At 69.5% G+C, this 18,535-nt stretch carries 17 protein-coding genes; 13 read left to right on the top strand and 4 right to left on the bottom strand.

Annotation, left to right across the window (positions count from 1 at the left end):
- Positions 1-99 precede the first annotated feature (99 nt).
- Positions 100-429, top strand: coding sequence for a hypothetical protein (locus K7862_RS28755; protein WP_222967576.1), 330 nt, complete (start codon positions 100-102; stop codon positions 427-429).
- Positions 430-469: 40 nt separating this feature from the next.
- On the opposite strand, the gene K7862_RS38625 is transcribed toward K7862_RS28755, so the two are convergent.
- Complete coding sequence (locus K7862_RS38625) at positions 470-667, bottom strand: Helicase associated domain protein (RefSeq protein ID WP_504740064.1); 198 nt, start codon at positions 665-667, stop codon at positions 470-472.
- 1,443 nt (positions 668-2,110) lie between these two features.
- Here K7862_RS38625 and K7862_RS28750 point away from each other — a divergent pair.
- From K7862_RS28750 to K7862_RS28705, 10 genes are all read left to right on the top strand, one after another.
- The gene (locus tag K7862_RS28750; protein WP_222967575.1) at positions 2,111-4,954 is read left to right on the top strand and encodes an HD domain-containing protein; all 2,844 of its coding nucleotides are present in this window, start codon (positions 2,111-2,113) and stop codon (positions 4,952-4,954) included.
- Between the two features lie 360 nt (positions 4,955-5,314).
- The gene (casA, locus tag K7862_RS28745) at positions 5,315-6,850 is read left to right on the top strand and encodes a type I-E CRISPR-associated protein Cse1/CasA (protein ID WP_222967574.1); all 1,536 of its coding nucleotides are present in this window, start codon (positions 5,315-5,317) and stop codon (positions 6,848-6,850) included.
- Positions 6,847-7,641 (top strand): type I-E CRISPR-associated protein Cse2/CasB, encoded by a 795-nt coding sequence (locus tag K7862_RS28740; protein ID WP_222967572.1) that lies wholly within the window; start codon positions 6,847-6,849, stop codon positions 7,639-7,641. The genes casA and K7862_RS28740 overlap by 4 nt, the downstream gene beginning before the upstream one ends.
- Entirely contained in the window at positions 7,638-8,897 is a 1,260-nt protein-coding gene (gene cas7e / locus K7862_RS28735) for a type I-E CRISPR-associated protein Cas7/Cse4/CasC (protein ID WP_222967571.1), read from the top strand. Before K7862_RS28740 ends, cas7e begins: the two co-directional genes overlap by 4 nt.
- Positions 8,894-9,763 carry a type I-E CRISPR-associated protein Cas5/CasD gene (gene cas5e, locus K7862_RS28730; RefSeq protein ID WP_222967570.1) on the top strand — a complete coding sequence of 290 codons (870 nt, stop codon included), beginning with the start codon at positions 8,894-8,896 and terminating at the stop codon, positions 9,761-9,763. The genes cas7e and cas5e overlap by 4 nt, the downstream gene beginning before the upstream one ends.
- Positions 9,733-10,383 carry a type I-E CRISPR-associated protein Cas6/Cse3/CasE gene (cas6e, locus tag K7862_RS28725; protein ID WP_222967569.1) on the top strand — a complete coding sequence of 217 codons (651 nt, stop codon included), beginning with the start codon at positions 9,733-9,735 and terminating at the stop codon, positions 10,381-10,383. The genes cas5e and cas6e overlap by 31 nt, the downstream gene beginning before the upstream one ends.
- 56 nt (positions 10,384-10,439) lie before the next feature.
- The gene (locus K7862_RS28720; protein ID WP_222967568.1) at positions 10,440-12,122 is read left to right on the top strand and encodes a TnsB C-terminal domain-containing protein; all 1,683 of its coding nucleotides are present in this window, start codon (positions 10,440-10,442) and stop codon (positions 12,120-12,122) included.
- On the top strand, positions 12,122-12,895 hold the full coding sequence (locus tag K7862_RS28715) for an AAA family ATPase (protein ID WP_222967567.1): 774 nt from the start codon (positions 12,122-12,124) through the stop codon (positions 12,893-12,895). The genes K7862_RS28720 and K7862_RS28715 overlap by 1 nt, the downstream gene beginning before the upstream one ends.
- A gap of 233 nt (positions 12,896-13,128) precedes the next feature.
- A complete protein-coding gene (locus K7862_RS28710) occupies positions 13,129-13,533 on the top strand; it encodes a hypothetical protein (RefSeq protein WP_262413972.1) in 405 nt (134 codons plus the stop codon).
- Positions 13,534-13,585: 52 nt separating this feature from the next.
- Complete coding sequence (locus tag K7862_RS28705; protein WP_262413971.1) at positions 13,586-13,942, top strand: hypothetical protein; 357 nt, start codon at positions 13,586-13,588, stop codon at positions 13,940-13,942.
- 199 nt (positions 13,943-14,141) lie between these two features.
- Here K7862_RS28705 and K7862_RS28700 read toward each other — a convergent pair whose 3' ends face one another.
- Together K7862_RS28700 and K7862_RS28695 are read right to left on the bottom strand one after the other, a co-directional pair.
- Complete coding sequence (locus K7862_RS28700; RefSeq protein ID WP_222967564.1) at positions 14,142-14,486, bottom strand: hypothetical protein; 345 nt, start codon at positions 14,484-14,486, stop codon at positions 14,142-14,144.
- A gap of 94 nt (positions 14,487-14,580) precedes the next feature.
- Entirely contained in the window at positions 14,581-15,249 is a 669-nt protein-coding gene (locus tag K7862_RS28695) for a BlaI/MecI/CopY family transcriptional regulator (RefSeq protein ID WP_222967563.1), read from the bottom strand.
- Between the two features lie 992 nt (positions 15,250-16,241).
- Here K7862_RS28695 and K7862_RS28690 point away from each other — a divergent pair.
- Both K7862_RS28690 and K7862_RS37890 read left to right on the top strand, forming a co-directional pair.
- On the top strand, positions 16,242-16,688 hold the full coding sequence (locus K7862_RS28690) for a lamin tail domain-containing protein (protein WP_222967562.1): 447 nt from the start codon (positions 16,242-16,244) through the stop codon (positions 16,686-16,688).
- Positions 16,689-17,165: 477 nt separating this feature from the next.
- Positions 17,166-17,789 carry an excalibur calcium-binding domain-containing protein gene (locus tag K7862_RS37890; protein WP_262413970.1) on the top strand — a complete coding sequence of 208 codons (624 nt, stop codon included), beginning with the start codon at positions 17,166-17,168 and terminating at the stop codon, positions 17,787-17,789.
- Positions 17,790-17,871: 82 nt separating this feature from the next.
- Here the strand turns inward: K7862_RS37890 and K7862_RS28680 are convergent, their stop codons facing one another.
- Complete coding sequence (locus K7862_RS28680; protein ID WP_222967561.1) at positions 17,872-18,522, bottom strand: hypothetical protein; 651 nt, start codon at positions 18,520-18,522, stop codon at positions 17,872-17,874.
- Between the last annotated feature and the right edge of the window lie 13 nt (positions 18,523-18,535).

Here is an 18,535-nt window from a genome sequence, read left to right as displayed (position 1 = left end):
GCCCGACCGGCGCCGCCTGGGCGGGCTGTCGCGAAGGTGCCTGCTCCCACAGGGGCACGGGGCGCGCTGAACAGGTATGCGGTCTGACAGGGCAGTGTCGTGGAGTCTTTGACGTTGGACAACTGGCGGCCGGCGTCGTTCCTGGTCGTGGCGCAGCTCGACGTCATGGTGGAGGGTTTGAAGGACCGGTCCTTCACGGTGGAGCCTGACGAGGTGCATGGCGAGCACACCGCGGTGGTGCGCCTTCCTACAGGCCTGGTGTTCTGCCTGGTTGCTATACCCGAGACCGCCCTCGGGGGGTTCGTGGTGCTGTGTGGCGACCCGGGAGAGATGGGCTGGGACGAGGCGTTGGACGTCTTCTTGTCGCAGACGCCGTTCGACCGGTCCGCTGTCAGCTGGGTTCCCGGCGACGTCCCAGATGGGCCGTAGTCCCGTACCCTCCCGCTCCGGCCTCTCACTGTGCAGACGTCTACCAGCGCATCCCCAGTGCGTCGAGTTCCGCGCGCCGCTCCGCCGTGAGCTTGTCGGCCCGCCTCCGCGCGTTGTCTGCGAACTGCCCCAGCTTGTTGTGAACTACAGGCTCGGTGTCCAGGTTATTCCGATGGTCTGCCGCCTGATTTCTAACGACGTGTCCGGGCCGTGGGGCATGTCGCCGCAGCTCAGGCATGTGGTTTTTCCTGGCAGTTGATCTTTCACGAATTCGGCACTGAGGCTGGAACTCCAGAAGACGTCGCGCTGGCTGCGGCGTACCCCCGCGGGTAGGGGGAGCAGCTCGAACCTGCGGAGGACGTCCGTCGGGTCACTGCGGTACCCCCCAGGCAGGGGAGCCGGCACGGTGATCGACCAGTCCCCACGGGCCCTGCGCGGTACCCCGCGTGTAGGGGGAACAGGCCAGTAACACCGGGATCACCAGCGACGCCACAGTGGTACCCCCAGCGTGTAGTAGGGAGCAGTTCCGCCACCACCGTGAACTCGCCCCGGTGCCCGCGTTACCCTCACGCGCAGGGGGAGCAGCCGAGGAAGCGGGCGAACTCCGATACCAGCATCGTGGTACCCCCTCGCCCAGGGGAGCAGTCCTCGACTCGGTGGTGGAACGTCATCACCGACGCGGTACCCCCAGTTGCAGGGGGAGCGGAACTGCCGGGCCGCCCGGATATTCGCCGCCCACGCGGTAGCCCTCGGGCAGGGGGAGCAGCGGGTGCCGGCCTCGATGAGGCTCCGACAGAGCGCGGTACCCCCTCGTATGGGGGAGCAGATGCAGGTCCTGGTCGTAGTGGAACAGCACGTCGGCGGTACCCCCACGTGCAGGGGGAGCAGGCGATGTACGGGTGGAGGTAGTAGGTCCGGTACGAGGTACCCCCATCCGCAGGGGGAGCGGGCCTCCTTCAAGCTTCCGCTGACCTGGCTCTGCGCGGTACCCCCACGTACAGGGGGGAGCAGTTGCACCACACCTGAAACCAGCTCCCGGGCATCGCGGTACCCCTGTGCGTAGGGGGAGCAGCCAGCCTCGCGCCGCGCCTCGATCTCCGCAAGTGCGGTACCCCCCATGTGCAGGAGAGCAGTCCGCTAACCGCCGACCGGCGGTCCTCAAATTCGCGGTACCCCCACGCAGGGGAGCGGAACTGCCGGGCCGCCCGGATGTTCGCTGCCCACGCGGTACCCCCTCGTGCAGCGGAAGCAGCACGTCCCCTACTCCGACCTGCGGCGCTATTCCGCGGTACCCCCGTCCGCAGGGGGAGCAGTGGCTCGCCGAACAGCGGACCCTGGATGCGTACGCGGTACCCCCGTCCGCAGGGGGAGCAGGCTTTCTGACCTGGGCTGTTGTGCGGGTTTGGTTGTTTCTTTACTTGGTTTCTCGGTTCGTTGTCGCTGTGTTCGGTGGGTTTTGCGTCCCGCGGTGTTCATGGTGTGGTTTTTGTCGGTGTGTTGTCCAGCGGTTTGCGCCGGGGGTCTTGGGGTCGGTCGGGTGTCGACGGAATTGTGACCTGGAGTTGTCTGTTGTGGTCGTGTTCCGGTGTTTTTCTGTCGGCGGTGTTCCGGCGAGGACGCTTGGTTGAGCGGGCCTCATCGTAAGTGGTGGTCGCGGTGATGCTTGCGGAGGTGGGTGCTGGTGGGTGTGGTGGAGGATGCAGGGCGCGGGGGGATCCCGTTGGATCCCTGGGGAAAGTTCGACAGCACTTCCGGGGAGTCGTATGCATTGTTGTTTCATTTGCTGGATGCGGGTGCGGTAGCGGAGGCTTTGTGGCGCTCGTTTTTGACGGTCCGGCAGCGGCAAATCATTGCTGATGGCTTGGGGGTGTCGCTGGAGCAGGCGGCCCGGCTGGTGGCGTTTTGTGCGGCCTGTCACGACATCGGGAAAGCGAGTGCTTTTCAGGCGTGTGAGGCGGTGGCGTGGGCGCGTGTGGGGGAGGTGTTGCGGGCTGATGCGGGCGGGTGGGTGTGGATGCCGCACGGTCGGGCGTCGATGGTGGCGCTGTTGCCGGTGCTGGTGGAGTTGGGCTTCGAGGTGGCGGGCAATGCGGGCGCCGGTGTGCGGGTGGCGCAGGTCGCCGGTGGTCATCATGGCCGGTATCTGGCGTTGGATGTGGCAGGTGAGTTGAGGCAGGACGGCAGGCTGGGTGGCCCGCTGTGGGCGGACCTGCGGCGTCGGTATGTGCGGGTCGTGCACTATCTGCTGGGTGTGGACATGGTGCCGTCGCGGATGTCGGCGCAGGCGGCTGTGCTGATCACGGGTGTGGTGATGCTCGCGGACCGACTGGTGAGCCAGCGCGGGTACTGGACTCGGCGGGCGTCGGCGCCGGCGGTGGGTGCGGCCGAGCACATGGCCGGCTCTCGGGCGCAGGCTCCGCGGCTGGTGGACCGTGCGGGGCTGAGCCGGGTGGTGTTGCCGGAGGTGCCGTTCGCCCGGGCGCACGGCCTGCCGGAGCCCAATGCGATGCAGGCGTCGCTGATAGCAGCCCTGGGGAAGGCGGGGGTGGGAGGTGGGGGCGCGATGGTGCTGGTCACGGACGGTACGGGCGCGGGGAAGTCCGCGGCGGGCCTGGAAGCGGCACGGTTGCTGAACGCGGCCTGCGGGACGGCAGGCTGGTGCTGGCTGCTGCCGACGACGGCGACCGCGGATGCCGCCTACGACGTCGCGGCGAGGTATGTGGAGGCCCACGGCGCGGACAGGTCACCGCTGGGCCTGGTGCACCACCAACCGTGGCTGAACCGGGCCTATACCGACCAGCGGATCGCGGCGGACCTCCAGGGCTCCACGCGAGACGCCCCGTGGAACGACACGGTGTGGGACGAGGGCGAAGGGGAGGAGCGGGAACGTCCCCGGGAAGCGGTCACGGTCCCGGACCGGTGGCTGCGCGGGTGGGACAGGGCGCTGCTGGCGCAGTTCGCGGTGGCCACGGTGGACCAGGCGCTGATGGCGGCGCTGCCGGTGCGGCACAGCCCGTTGCGGATGCTGGCCCTGTCGGGCAAGACGGCGATCATCGACGAGGCACACGTCCTGGACACGTTCACCTTCCGCCAGTTGGAGCGACTGCTGGTATGGCTGGGCGCCTTCGGCACGCCGGTGGTGGTGCTGTCGGCGACGCTTCCTACCCGGGCGGGGGAGCGGCTGGTGCGTGCTTACCTGCGGGGGGCCGGCACCGCCGCCCCGGCCGGGCCGCTGGTGGCCCCGTATCCTGGGTGGCTGATCGCGGACGCCGCTACGGGCGCCACCGTGGTGATGGCGGCTGCCGACCGTGAACGGCACCGCGGGCGGCAGCGCCGCAGCGTCATGATGGGCCGGGCGGACGTGGTGTACCGGCCGCTGGGGCCGGCGCCGCGGCAGGTTCAGGCAGGGGAGCGCCTGGCGGTGATCGGAGATCTGGTGGCCCCGGTGGTGTCCGGCGGGGGATATGCAGCGGTGACGGCCGCGACCGTCACCGACGCGCAGGAGACCTACCGGCACCTGCGCGACACCCTGGATTTCGGCGGGCGGCCCGCTGATCTGGTGCTGCTGCACGCCCGTTTTCCCGGCCGTCAGCGCGAGCGACTGATGCGCCGGGTACGGCGCGCCCTCGGCCGCGACCGGCCCTATCCCGGGCGGATGATCGTGGTCACCACGAGCGTCCTGGATGTAAGCCTCGACATCGACGTCGATGTGATGATCAGCGACCTCGCCCCGATCAGCTGGCTGCTGCAGCGCTTGGGCCGGCTGTGGCGGTTCCAGCACGCCTGGACGGGGCAGGAGCGGCGGCCTGCGTGGGTCCGCGAGGCCGGCGCGTGTCTGACGGTGTGCCACCCCGTCGGCCCGGACGGCGCACTGGACGTGCCCGGGCACTGGTCACACATCCCCGCGTTCACCCTCCACGCCACCGCCGCGACTCTGGCTGCCCGCGCTGCCGGGCAGCCGCTGCTCCTGCCCGACGCCGTGCCCGCTTTGGTGGAGGAAGTACAAGCCGCCCTGGACACCGAGAAGGGCGCCGCCGTCGACGCCGTACTGCACCGCGCCTACACCGCGTCGGTGAGGGCGCAGGAGCATCTCAGCTCTGTCCAGTTGATCCCGCCGCCGCACCGCGTGGCGTCGCTGTTCGACCTGCATCGCCAGCCGCTGACCGCCGCGACGGCCGCCACCCGCCTGGGAATGCTGCCCCGCCCGCTGCTGCCCTGCTACCGCATGCCGCACGGACGGCTGGCCCTGGACGCGGCCGGCCGTTTCGAACTACCCGAAGGGAATCTGCGGCCCGCGCACGTGCGGGCCCTCCTCGGTCGCAGCGTGCCGCTGCCCGCAACGTGGGTGGCCCGCCCGGGCGCCGGCCACCCGCGGCCGCCCACCGCCTGGAGGGGCCACCCCCTGCTGGGCGACCTGGTCCTGCTGCCCCTGACCGCCGACCGCGCGCCGACAGCCTTCGGTGACCACCTGCTGCACCTCGACCCCGAACTCGGCCTGGTGCACCAGCACACCCCCGCCGTCTGACCGCGCGCCGCCGCGTCGCGGCCCCTTACGGGCCCGCTGCGCGGCGCCTTCGGCAGGGCGCGGGGAGTTTCCCGCGGTGGGTGCTTAGCAGACCCGGGGAAGAAGAATCTCATTTTTGCAGTGATTCGCGGGGATCTGTACCGACCTGGCTAATGTGACAGGGCGTGACTTTCGGCTCTGCTGTCGCACCGGCCACGCCCGAACCGCCGCCTCATGCGCTGCGGTTCGGGAGCGGCCGGGCTCGCCAGGCCCCGGGCCGTCGGTCGCATACCGGTCCTCGCACGACGGAGGTGACCGATTCCTCCCCGCCCTTCAGCCCCCGCCGACCGCCCCCGATATCCCGTCGACACCCGCCCGTGGGTGCCGGTCCGCACCGGCAACCAGGTAGAGCCGGTGGGATTGAGGGAACTGTTCTGCCGCGCCCACCAGATCCATGATCTTGCGCTTCCCCACGCCCCGGCCACCGCAGGCCTGCTGCGGGTCCTGGTTGCCATCCTTGCCCGCCTGACCGGGCTGGACCAGCCCGGCACCAGCGTGCAGGAGTGGAACCAGCGCCGCACCGACCTGCTCAACACCCGCGGCGGCCTGGACCCGGCCGGTATCGACGCCTATTTCGACCGGTACACCTGGGACGCCTTCGATGCCGAGCGTCCCTGGATGCAGGATGCCTCGCTGGCCGACCAGTGCCGGGCCCCTTCCGGGATCAACGCGCTGATCATGGGGCGGCCCTCGGGGCACAATCTGTGCTGGTTCGAACCGGACACCGACACCGATCCTGCATCGGCTCCCACCGACCAGGCCCTGTGGCACCTCCTGATCAACCACTACTACGGCAACCCGGGCCGGCAGACACTGCGCACTGCAGGAGGCACGGCGAGCGGCCAGGGCTCGGCCGGGCCGCTGCGCGGCACCCTGTCCTTCCACCCGCTGGGCCGCACTCTCCTGGAGACCCTGGCGTTGGGCCTGCCGCCGCTGACCGACGACGAGAACACCGTCGCCGACGCCTGCCCCTGGGAAGAGCCGGCTGTCCCCGACCCGCTGGCGCCACTGCCACCGGTGACCTGGCCCGGCAGGCTGCTGACCGGCCGCTCCCGGCACGCGGTCCTGCTGGTACCGGGAGCCGACGGCACGACCGTCACCGACGCCTACCTGACCTGGGCCACCCAGCAGCCACGGCTGGAGGCAACCGACCCCTACCTGGCCTACCGCACCGACCCCAAGGCGCCGGTCGAAACGCGCCGCGTGCCGCGCATGGCGGAGACCGGCCGCTCGGTCTGGCGCGACCTGGACGCGCTGCTCCTGGCCGGCGAGGAGAACTCCGCCAGCCCCCGCCCGACCGCCTTCACCACCCTCAACGACCTGCCCGCAGACGTCCGCGACGCCCTGCGGGTCCGCGTGATGGGCTTCGACCAGGACGTCGGCCTGGTCAAGAACCGCCTGTGGTACAGCGCGCTGACCCCGCCGATCTGGAACTGGGCCCAGGAACACGACCCGGACACCGCCCGCAGGATCCGCGACTGCTGCACCATCGCCGAGCAACTCGGCCACCTCCTGGGCAAGGTCGCCGGCCGCGCCTGGAAAGAGATCACCTCACCACCGGCCGCCGCCCGCCCGCACAAGCCCGGCGCGAAGGATCCCGCATGGTCCGCCCGCGCCCGCGCCGCCTACTGGCCGCAGGCCGAAGCCACGTTCTGGCGCCTGATCCACGACACCCCCGACACCCCCGTCCGACCCGTGTTCGCCGCCGACGCGGTGCGCGCCCTGCGCACCGTGTCCACCGCGAGCCTGTCCCAGCACGCCCGCGCCGGCGAGATCCTCGCCGCCGCCATCGCGACCCTGTTGCGCGACCCCGCAACCCCCCGCACCTCCCGGCGACCCCACAAGGCCCCCGCATGACGACAGCTGCCGAACACCGCGCCGACCACGACCTGTTCATCGACACCGTCCACGGCCTGTGCCAGGACCCCGGTGCCCGCAAGGCGATCAGCCGCAGCCGCGGCCGCGACCTGAGCCACTGCGCCGACGCCCACTCCTACCTGGCCGAGCACGTCTTCCGGCACCCCATCCGCAAGTACGCACCGCGCGCCCACTACACGGTGGCCGCCCTCATCGCCGCCACCAGCACCCCACACATCCCCGACCAGCCACCACCGCAGGCCGCCCTGCACGCCGGGAGCGCCGCAGGCACACCGCTGCTGACCCCGCTCACCCCAGCCTCACCCCCGGCCGTCGACGTGCCTGCCCGCACCCCCCAAGGAGCCGTCGGCAGCCCGGCAGACGACACCGCCGACACCCCCGACAGCCCCGGCACCGCTGTTTGCGGGCCGGCCGGTGGTACCACCAGCGGGCCCGAGGCAGCCCGCCTCACAGGGCAGGCCTGGCAGCGCCGCCCCGACCTGGGCCGCACCCTCGCCGAGGCCGTCCTGCGCCGCGCCATCGCCCACGACAGCGCCACCCGCCGGCTGCGGGCCCTGGGAAAGCTCAGCACCGACCTGCTCCACCCGCGCCTGCCGGCCCTGGCCAAGCTCCTCGACCAGGCCGGACTCGACACCGACTTCGCCGTCCTGCTCGACAACCTGGTCTGGTGGGACACCGACCGGGCCCGCATCACCAGCGCCTGGACGCTGTCGTTCCACCTCGCCGTGGGCGGCGACACCCCAGCCCCCACCGACCTTGCGGAGACATGATGGCCTCCCGTTTCCTCGAACTGCACATCCTGCACAATCTGCCCGCCTCCCGCCTCAACAGCAACGAGGACGGCGAACCCAAAACCCTGACCTACGGGAACGTCGTGCGCGCATGCGTGTCCTCCCAGTGCTGGAAACACGCCCTGCGCCACACCATCGAAGAGCACTCCCACGAGTACGCCACCCGCACCCGCAACCTGCCATACCGCCTCACCAAGCACCTGATCGGAGACGGCTGGCCGCCGGACCTCGCGGCCTTCGCCGCCGCGGAAGTCGCGCGCTGCGCCGGACCGAAAGGCCTCGCCCCCGGCAGCGACCCGCAGGCCACCGCAACCATGCTCTACCTTCCCGCCGACGTCCTGACCGGCCTCGCCGCCCTGTGCCAGACCCACCGAGGCGTCCTGACCCAAGCCGCGAAGGAAGCGGCCGACCGCACCCCGCAGACGGCCCCCGACACGCCCCCGCCTGCCGCCCGCAAACCCGCCGGCAAGAAACGCCGCACCACCCCGGACACGCGCCTGCTGCCCACCGCCGACGTCAACGCCCTGCTGACCGACCGCACCGGCACCATCAACCTGCTCGGGCGGATGCTCACCGACATCCCCGGCGGCACCGTATCCGGCACCGTCGACCTCGCACCGGCCTTCAGCGTCCACGCCGCCGACCCGCAACCCGACTGGTTCACCGCCGTAGAGGACTGGCCCCGCCCCGGCACATCCGGCAGCGCCCACATGGACACCGCCTACTTCACCACCGCGACCCTGTACCGCTACGCCTGCCTGAACATCACCGACCTGCAGCGCAACACCGGCGACCTCGACCACGCCCGCCGCCTGACCGCACTGTTCACCGAGGCGTTCATCCTCAGCATGCCGCAGGCCAAACGCACCAGCACGGCCCCCCACACCCTGCCCCACCTGGTTCACTACACCATCCGTGACCGCCGACCCGTCTCCTACGCACCCGCCTTCGAACCACCCGTCAAAGCCCCCCGTACCGGCGGCTACACCGCCCCCGCCATCCAGACCCTGTGCGCCTACGCCGCCGCCACCGACCGGCTCCTGGGCACCGCGCAGCGCCACGCCCACGGCTACACCAGCCTCGACGACGGCGACCTGCCCCTGGGCACCGCACACCGCGGCTACGACGACCTCATCGCCACCTGCACCGCCGCCGCCTTCACCCCCACCCCGCCACCGGCCGCAGGCAGCCTCGACATCCCCCTGCTGCCCGCACCGGCAGCCGCCGCATCGTGAGCGCGCTGCTGCTGCGGCTTGCCGGACCGCTCAGCTCCTACGGCAGCACCTCCTCCTTCCACCGACGCGGCACCCACCCCCATCCCACCCGCTCCGCCCTGATCGGCATGTTCGCCGCCGCCCAGGGCAGGACCCGCCAGCACGCCCTGGCCCCCCACGACGACCTGCCGGACAAGCCCAGCTACCACGACCTGACCTTCACCATCCGCCTCGACCGCCCCGGCAGTCCCCACACCGACTTCCACACGGTCGGCGGCGGCCGCCCCCACCGCGAAGGCCTGCGCACGAGCAAAGGCGGCTACCGCAGCGCCGACCGCTCCACCCTGGTCACCCGCCGCGACTATCTCGCCGACGCGGTCTTCACCGTCGCCGTTCAAGGCCCCGCACCTTTGGTGGAACGGATCGCCACCACCCTGGAACACCCCATCTGGGCCCCCTACCTCGGGCGCCGCTGCTGCATCCCCGACGAGCCCCTCGTGCTGGCCGCCTCGGTCCGCGACCCCGTCACCGCCCTGCGCACCACCGTGCCCCTCAGCCTGCCCGCACCCCCACCGCCAGGGGCTGCCACCGTGCCCGTCGGCTTCGTCTGGGAACAGCAGCCGGAAACCACCGTCGCCGGCCGCCACTACGAACTGCCCCACAGCCCCCTCGACCTCACCCCCGGCCAGCGCACCTACACCACCTACTCGGTGTGGTCCACCACCGAACCCCTGCCGGCCGACCTGTACGCAGGCCCCCAGCCCCTGCACGCCCTGACGGCCTACCGGCACGCCCACCACCGCGCCGACCGCACCCCCCACCGCTTGCCCGACTACCTCCTCGATCAGGAGCCGCCATGCCCGCCGTCCTCGACGCCGGCCTGCTGACCGCCAGCCTCACCCGCATCCTCCTGCGCCGCGGCAACCCCCACGTCCGCCGCGACCTGCTCGACACCGTCGCCCTCCACAAGACCGTCATGCGCCTGGCTCCCGACGACCTCGGACCCCACCCCCGCCAAGCCTCCGGCGTCCTCTTCCGCCTCGAGCCCGGCCCCGCCCCCACGCTCATCGTCCAGACCACCCACCCCCCGCTGCTGCACCACCTGCCAGTCGGCTACGGAACCGCCCACGTCCACAACCTCAGCCCGATCCTGTACCTGCTGACCTGCGGCATGACCGTCCGCTACCGCATCACCGCCAACCCCATCACCATGCAGCCCCACCCCACCGACCCCGACAAGCCACAGCGCCGCATCGCCCTCAACGGAACCGACGCCACCGCCTGGTGGACCCGGCGGGCCACCCGCGCCGGACTGGTCGTCCACACCACCGATGCCACCATCCGCGCCTTCCACCGCCGCGACCCCGCCGGCCCCTGCCACTCCCTCATCCAGTTCGACGGCCACGCCACCATCACCGATGCCGACCAGCTGCGCCACGCCCTGACCCGGGGCATCGGCAAAGCCAAGGCCTACGGCGCCGGCCTGCTCACCCTCGCCCCGGCCTGACACCCCGGCCTGACCACGCCCGCCCCTGGCCCGGCCAGCGCAGGAGCTACCCCCGCATGCCCGCACACATCCCCGCGCAGGACATCGAACTGCGCATCGAATCCATCCGGCACCTGCTGGAACTGGAACAGCAGAACACCGACACAGCGCCCCACCGCAAGACCGTCGCCAGGGCCTACGGCGTCGACGAAAAGACCGTGAAGCGGTGGATGGATAACGCCCGCGCCCACGGCGGCACCTACACCCCCGCCCAGCGAAGACGCTTCACCCTTACCGCCAACATGATCGACGAAGTCGCGATCCAGCGCGGAAACATCAACGCCACCTTCCAGCGCCTGACCACCCACCCCTACGAAGGCGACCCTCCGCTGCCGTGCCTGGCCACCTTCTACAGCGCCGTCAACGCCGCCTTCGACAAGGCCTTCCTCGAGGGCCTGCGCCACGGCGAGTGCGCGGCACGCCGCTACACCGTCCACGGCCAGGAGATCTTCGACCACCGCAACCAGGTCTGGGAAGGCGACCACGTCCAGGCAAGCGTGTGGGTCAACGTCGACGGCCAGCCCGCCAAGCCGTGGATCACCTGGTTCATCGACGGCCTCACCAAGGTAGTTCCCGGCAAGTCCATCACCCCAGGGTTCCCCAACAGCGGCTCGATCATGGCCGCCGCACGCGCTGCCCTGGCCCGCGGCGGTCCCTACGGCCCCTTCGGAGGCCGGCCCCAGACCGTCCGCATCGACCGCGGCGCGGACTTCCTCAGCACCGTCGTCAGCCAGGCCTTCGGCAACCTCGGTGTTCCCCTGCACCCGTTGCCACCCCGCAGACCCGACCGCAAGGGAACTGTCGAGGGCCTCAACAGCGCCGTCAAATCGAACCTCTTCCAGGGCATGCCCGGCTTCGTCGACGACGCCCCGCCAGGCAAGCAGCCCCGAACCCGGCCCAGCGGATCGAAAAAGCCCGCCAGCACCGACGGCCTGATGTCCTTCAAGGACTTCGTCACCGAGGTCGAACGGTGGATCGACGAATGGAACCACCGGTGGCCCAAACCCCACCTGGGCGACCGCACACCCGCACAGGCATGGGACGACGACCTCACCGTCATCTTCGACATCGACGCCGAAGCCCTCCACACCTACACCCTCGCCGGCCCCGACAAGCCACGGAAGATCACGAACAAGGGCGTCACCTGGAAAAACAACCGCTACATCGCGCCCTGGATGAACGACGACGCGCTTGTCGGCACACTGGTCATGCTGCGGCACATGCCCAACCAGGACCGCGAAGTCGAACTGTACGACGCGACCACCGGCAAGCACCTCGGCTCCGCCGTCGCCACCAACCAGGCAACCCCGCAACAGCGCCGCGAGGTACGCCAGGCCGCCGACCGCAAAGCCACACAGATCCGCCGCAAGCGTGACCGCGCCGAACAACTCCGCATCGAGCGCCACGCCCCCGTCACCGCCCCCCAACACCCCCAGTACGCCCAGGCGATGTCCCACGACCAGGCCCAGCAGCACCTGCACGAACTCGGCGAACCCGAACCCACAGTCGGCCCCGCCACGAAAGACGACCTCCTGCCACTCCCCGTAGCGACACCAATCTGGGCCGCCGCCGCACCAACCGGACAGGCACCGAAACTGCCGCGGCCACAGGCCGAGCCCTTCCTGCCCCTGCCGCCCCCGACCGCCTCATGGGGCGCAACGTCCGAGCCGCTCGCAGCCGACGCAGAAAGCGACCACTGATGACCGAAGCCCCCGCCGCACCACCTTTCGACCTGGCGGCCTACCTGAAAGTCCCCGGCGCCAGCCTCGTGCCCACCCAGGCCGTCCTGCGGACACAAAAAGACCTGACCACGGCCATCCAAGGGCACAAAGTCATGTGCGTATACGGCGACTACGGCACCGGCAAGACACTCACCGTCGGCGTCACCCTGCACGACCTCGCCCCAGACGCCACCGTGCCCGTCCAACCCCTGGGCACCGGCATCAAAGCCTTCCGGCACGCCCTCGCCACCGGCCTCAACGTCCCCGGCGACCTGACAAGCGACACCGCCCGCGACGCAGCCATCCTCGCAGTCCTCGCCCAACGGCCCCACACCCTGCTGTGCGACGAGGCCCAGCGACTCGACAACCGCAGCCTGGACTACCTGCGCGCCCTGTACGACAGACGGGACCTCCACCTGTCCATCGTCCTGGTCGGCGCTCACGACTTCCGCCGAAAGATGCTCGCCCGGCCCGCCTGGAAGAGCCGCATCAAGCTGTGGACCAAGTTCACTCCCCTCACACCCGACGAAGTCCTCGACACCGTGTACAAGTTCCACCCCGTCTGGTGCGCAGCCCCTGCCGCGGACATCCCGGTGATCGACGACGCTGGCTGCCACGGCAACTTCCGGGCATGGGCCGGGCTCACCGACGAACTCAAACGGGCACTGGAGGAAAACCCCGGACTCACCTACAGCCTCAAGCTAGTGCTCTGGCTCCTGCGCAAGATGAACGGCTTCGACGGCCCGGAGTAGAGCTGCTGTAGGCACAACGCTGGCTCACGCCTTCGCCAGCCTTGCTCATCGCCTTGGCCACGACGAGCACACCGGCGCTCTGACCGACGCCATCAGGTGCTTCCTTGATCAGGAGATACACCGGTCACCGTACAGACCCCGTCCCGCGTGACACCGACGCGGCACGACAACGAACGACCATGGGGGTCAATTTTCCGGGATCGCTCAGGGGTCAAAATTCGCGGAGCGTTGACATGATCGTCACCCGCATCGACGGAGCACCACTTACCGAGCTGATCGACGGGTTCGAGATCGCCGCCGGGATGCAGCCCGCAGGCGACGCCTACGGCGGTCTGATTCCGGAGTTCTTCCGGTTCGGCCCGATGCAGGATCACTTCCTCGGACGGTCCACCAACGCGATGAGGTCGAAGACACCCGTTCTCGGTTGTGAATGCGGCGAGTGGGGATGCTGGCCCCTCATGGCCCGCATCACCGCGACGACCGACTCCGTGACCTGGGACGCCTTTGAGCAACCGCACCGCAAGGCCCGCGACTATGTGGCATTCGGTCCGTTCCAGTTCGACCGTCACCAATACGATGGCGCCCTGCGGGCCCTAAGCGCGGTGAACGGCTCCGACGTCGACGACACGCGTGCATGAGCGCCACCAGGCGCGGCCTGTTGGGCTAAGGGATGGGGAAGCGGTTCATGGAATGATCCAGCAGTTTTCCCAGTCCACGCGCAGCCACGACGAACTACTCGCGCTCTTTCCACCCGTCGGTTCACAGATCGATGCAGTGATCGAGCAAATCCACCGTTGGCATCCGCCGGTATCAGTGCGGCTCAACATCCGACCTGCCGACCTGGAGTCGCTGGTCTGGAGCTGCGACTTCTGTGCTGAACCGATCACGTTGGGCCCAGGTGGAGACGCCCTCATCCTGGACTCGCGCAGCAGCGACGGTCCAGGAAGCCACACCATCATCTCCCACCGGCACGGCCTGGCCGAGCGCATCCGCCCGGAGAACAGTGGAGAGCGGGCGCGAGCATTGAAGATCGGGAAGATGTACTGAAGTCGTGAGGTTCGCGCCGACCGGTATGGATGAGCTCGACAGCTCACTCGGCGGGAACCAAGCGATAGTTCAGAGAAGCCTGCTTCCGATGCTCGATGCACTGACCCGACCGGCTCAACGGGCCTGAATCGTCGACATCAGCAACAACATCATCGCCCGCATCGCTGAGGCCGAGAGAGAGCGCTGGCTTGGCGAGGCGTCACGGATTCATTGCGTCGAGGGGCTCGTCGTGCCAGCGCCAGCCGGCGGTGCCGTCGTCGTGGATGTGCAGCATGAACTCGGCGACCGGCCCACCGTCAGGAAGCGTCAGGGTGAGCGCACTGCGGATCTGGATGTAGGAGGCCTCGGTCCGCTCCCAGTCCTCCGCGTCGACAGCCCGCTCTTGCTCACTGAAGAGGAGACGGAACTCTTCAAAACCGGGGAGGGCCTCGACTTTGCCGTGTGTCCAGGGCATATCGACGCCGGTCACGGTCAGCCGGGCAATCTCCTGATCGCCGTGCTGGAGCCGCCAGATACTGCCGGTGGTCAGGTTCGGGTTGGCCATATCTCCCATGATGACGATGGACACTGACAGGCGGGCAGTGAGGTCACGGCCCTTGAGATGCCCGCGTCAGCGCACCGCCGGGGTCGTCCCAGACCTACTCGGCCTGCTCCGGCCGCGGCTCGTCCTGGATCGGCGCCGTTGCTTGACCATCGGCGACCGGGGCGATGTAGCGAACGGACCTGCCCTGCTTGCTGCGCTGGGCCAGGGCTCGGGACACCAGGTTCTCCAGCGTGGTTCGTACGACCGTCGACTTGATGCCGCGCTCGGGGTGAGCCTGAACGAGCGCCTCGGTCACCTCCGCAGCGGAGCGCGGCTCGGACTGCTCAGCCAGATGGCGGCCGACAAGCTCCACCAGGGTCGCCCCGGTCCCGTTCAGCCCCGCAGCCCCGGTCCCCGGCTTCGGCGTAGCCGACTTCCTGGTCGTCTGGCTCTTGGCCTTCTTCGCCCTGCCCTGCGTCTTCTTCGCCCGCGCAGGTTTTCCCGCATCGGCGTCGGACTCGGCCTGGGGCTCCTCGCGCGGGGCGGGCAGTGCGGTGATATTAGATTCGGCTCCCGGCTGGGCAGGCGCGACCGCGATCCCCAACGCCTGCTGCACGTTGAGCAGCACCGTATGGTCGTGCTCCAGAACCGCCAACTGCTCCTGCAGCACGCCGATCTCTGCGTTGATACGTTCCTGCTCCTTGGCATTCTGCTCAAGGTCGCTGGTCACCTGAGCGGCGTACTGCGATGTCACTCCGGTAGCGGCGGTCATGATCTGCGACATGGCGTTGGCCTTCCTTGTGTGTCCTGATTCAACCCCGCGTCGGGCTGTGACGCGGCGCTTGCACCGCCAGTCCGCGCGGGGGAACTTCTGACCCCACTCGGACGGCAGTGGCGGCACTTGATGCCATCCGTCCGAACACAGATAGTACGGACGAGCGGAACGAGTTGTTCCTGTTGGGCGATGTTTGTTCACCAAGGCAGCCAACACACAACCGACGCCCCCGAGCGGACCGGGTCCTCGCCCACAAGGCGTATTCGCCACGGACGACCCGTACCTGGTGCAGGCGTCGTGGCATCGCCGTGACGATTCCTGAACACTCTGACCAGGCCGCCAACCTGCTCCCTCGGGCTCCGGCAGCGGTCGACCGACGTGGAACCATGCAACCACCGCAACGTCGCCGGAGAGGCACTTCAGCCGGCTCACCCAGTTCGCGCGATAGCAACCCGGTTCGACAAGCTCGCGGACTGCAACCAGACGCGACTCCACATCGCCTCACTGGCTCCGCGAGCCCGCATCGGGAGGCGCTTACGACCGGACCCACGATTGCTCTGACCGCTCCTGATCTGGCTGCGATGCCGAACGAGACGGGCGGCCACGAACACCGTCTCGGTTTCCGCTGGCCCATCGCCATGTGCCGCAGCCCCGGCCGTTACAGATCAGGCTGCTCCACGCGGGTGATCGCGGACAGATGTTTTGGGTGGCCCTCGGTGGCTTGCCGGTGGCGAATTCGGTTTGGTGGGCACTGGTTTGGGGGGTGCGCCACGTGTGGGTGATCGATGGCGCGCCCGATACGGAGATAGGCGCGGCCCGCAGCCGAGGATCACGTCCATGTCCGTGATCTGTAACGGTGCGTGTTTCCGTGATCGCCGTGGGTCGCCGGTCGGTGATGGTGGTGCTCCCGGCGGACAAGCCGAGGGCCAACACCACTGGCACAGCCCAAACGCTGCGCCCTGCATCGAAAGGGGACAGGAGTATCCCGTCTCGTTTCCCGTATGACCGCGACCACCCTGGCTGCCGGAGCCATGCTCGCCGCCGCGGCGCTGCCGGCCACGGCAGCGGACCACGGCCGGCACTACCCCCAGCGTTCCCAGGTCGCTCTGGGGGCCATCCAGTACGACAGCCCCGGACGCGACAACCGCACGAAGGCCTCCCTGAACGCGGAGTGGGTGACCGTCGTCAACATCGGCCGCGCCGGCGTCAACCTGTCCGGCTGGACCCTGTCCGACGAGTCCCACCACACCTACCGCTTCACCCGCCTGTGGCTGGCCGGCCACACCGCCGTCCGCGTCCACACCGGCATCGGCCACGACACGGCAGCGAACGTCTACCAGGACCGCCGCAACTACGTCTGGAACAACGACCACGACACCGCAACCCTGCGCGACAACCACGGACGCATCGCCGACACCAAGTCCTGGGGCCACCGCCGCCACCGCTGACCCCACCCCAAGGTGACCGGACCCAGCCGGTCACCCACGCCCCGCCACCGAGCCCCGACTCGATGGCGGGGCGCTCGCACGACAGCGATCAGGAGGCACGGCGACGGCGCCCGCGAGAGGCACCGCAACCGGCCCGCCCGCAGCGGCAGTTCATGCGAAATGCGGTGTACCGCTCCCCATCAACCGATACCGTACGGGCAGCCGGACATCGTCCCGGTTTCAACCGTCTGAACTGACCGGCAGGGCCGACTGATCCGCCCCGTACACCGGCACCCGTCCAGGAAGGCACCCCGAGTGCAGCCCAACCACCCCTACCGACCCCTGCCACCACGCCCCACCCCGGTCTGGTCGCAGCGGACACCCGCCGTGATCGCCTTCCTCGTGCTTGTGCCACCGGCCGGAGTGGCCATGACGATCCTCAGCGGCTGGGCCCGGCGAACAAAAGTCCTGGCCTCAGGGGCTGCCATCATCTGGTGCATGACCGCCCTGGCCCTGGCCGGCGGCAACAACAAGCACGAGACCACCACCGCCAACAACAAGCCCCCTGCCACCGTCTCGGCTTCACCCTCGGCGTCCCCGAGCGTGATCCCGACAACCACCCCCGCCTCCAGCAGCGCGACGCCGACGACATCGCCGTCGACGACCGCTGTCACGACCGCACCACCCCGGCCCGAGGACCAGAAATGGGCATCCTGCGCGGACGCATGGGCCGGGGGAGTAACCAAGACGGGCATGTCCCTCGGCTCCGACAAGGGCTACCGGGCCAGCCTGGACACCAACGGCGACGGCATCGCCTGCTCGAAGATCGTCAGTGAGTCCTTTGGTGGCAACAGCGATTCCTCGTCGAAGGTGGCGGCCAGCACCCCGCACCCGTCGCCGACCCACCGTGCGGTCAGCGGATCGGGCGGGACATCGGGCGGCACGTCAGGAGGCTCCTCCGGAGGATCCGGTGGAACATCATCCGGCGGCTCTTCCGGCGGAGGCGTGTACTACGCCAACTGCTCCGAAGCGCGGGCTGCAGGGGCGGCGCCGCTCTACGCCGGCCAGCCCGGGTATTCGGCCCACCTGGACCGCGACGGCGACGGAGTGGCCTGCGAATAGACGCAGCGCCCCACTCATCAGGACTGCGAAACGCCGTGACCGTGTGGGCTTCTGGCGAATCCGCCAGAAGCCCACACGGTCCTCACGATCTGTCCGCGCGGCACCTCACCGCTGGTGCGCCCTTCGATGCCGGCCCCGTAAGCGACCGAGCGGTCGGGAGCCCCCAGCTGGTGAGCATGAGGTTGACGGCGTTCTCTGCAACGGTGATGGCGGTCATGAGGTCGCTGTGCGCTGGACCTTGCTGCTGCGCACGTCCCAGGAGAAGCTCGAGGTTCCACTGGGCTGGGATGGCGTCGCTTGTGGTGGCGGCCAGGTAAGCGGAAGTGACCTCGTCGACGGTGAGTAGAGCCGTCGCGGTGTTGTAGGCCGCGACTTGCTTGGCGACCTCGGCCAAGGCCGGTTTCAGAGCGTCCGGTACTCGCTCAGCGGCGCGTTCCACGCGGGTCTGCCAGTCCCGCAGCTGTGCGAAGTCGCCGTGCGCCGCGGTGCCCGGGGAGTGGGCAAGGCGCCCGGTCTCCAGATCAATGGCTTCCAGCATCGCGCTGATCGGGGCAAGGTCTGCGCGTGTGTGGTCCTGGCGGCGGTGGCGAGCCACCAGGAGCCACCCGACGACCGCGACGAACAGCGTTACGATCACGCCGAGCGGCACCCACTCAGACCAGCCCGATGTCGCCTGTGGCGTCGAGTGACCGACAGTGATGTCCCTGATCGGAGACGCGAGGTTCGCGGACATTGGTTCTTCTGAT

The organism is Actinacidiphila acidipaludis, from assembly GCF_019890725.1.
GTDB lineage: Bacteria > Actinomycetota > Actinomycetes > Streptomycetales > Streptomycetaceae > Actinacidiphila > Actinacidiphila acidipaludis.
This window is presented reverse-complemented; position numbering and strand designations above follow the sequence as displayed.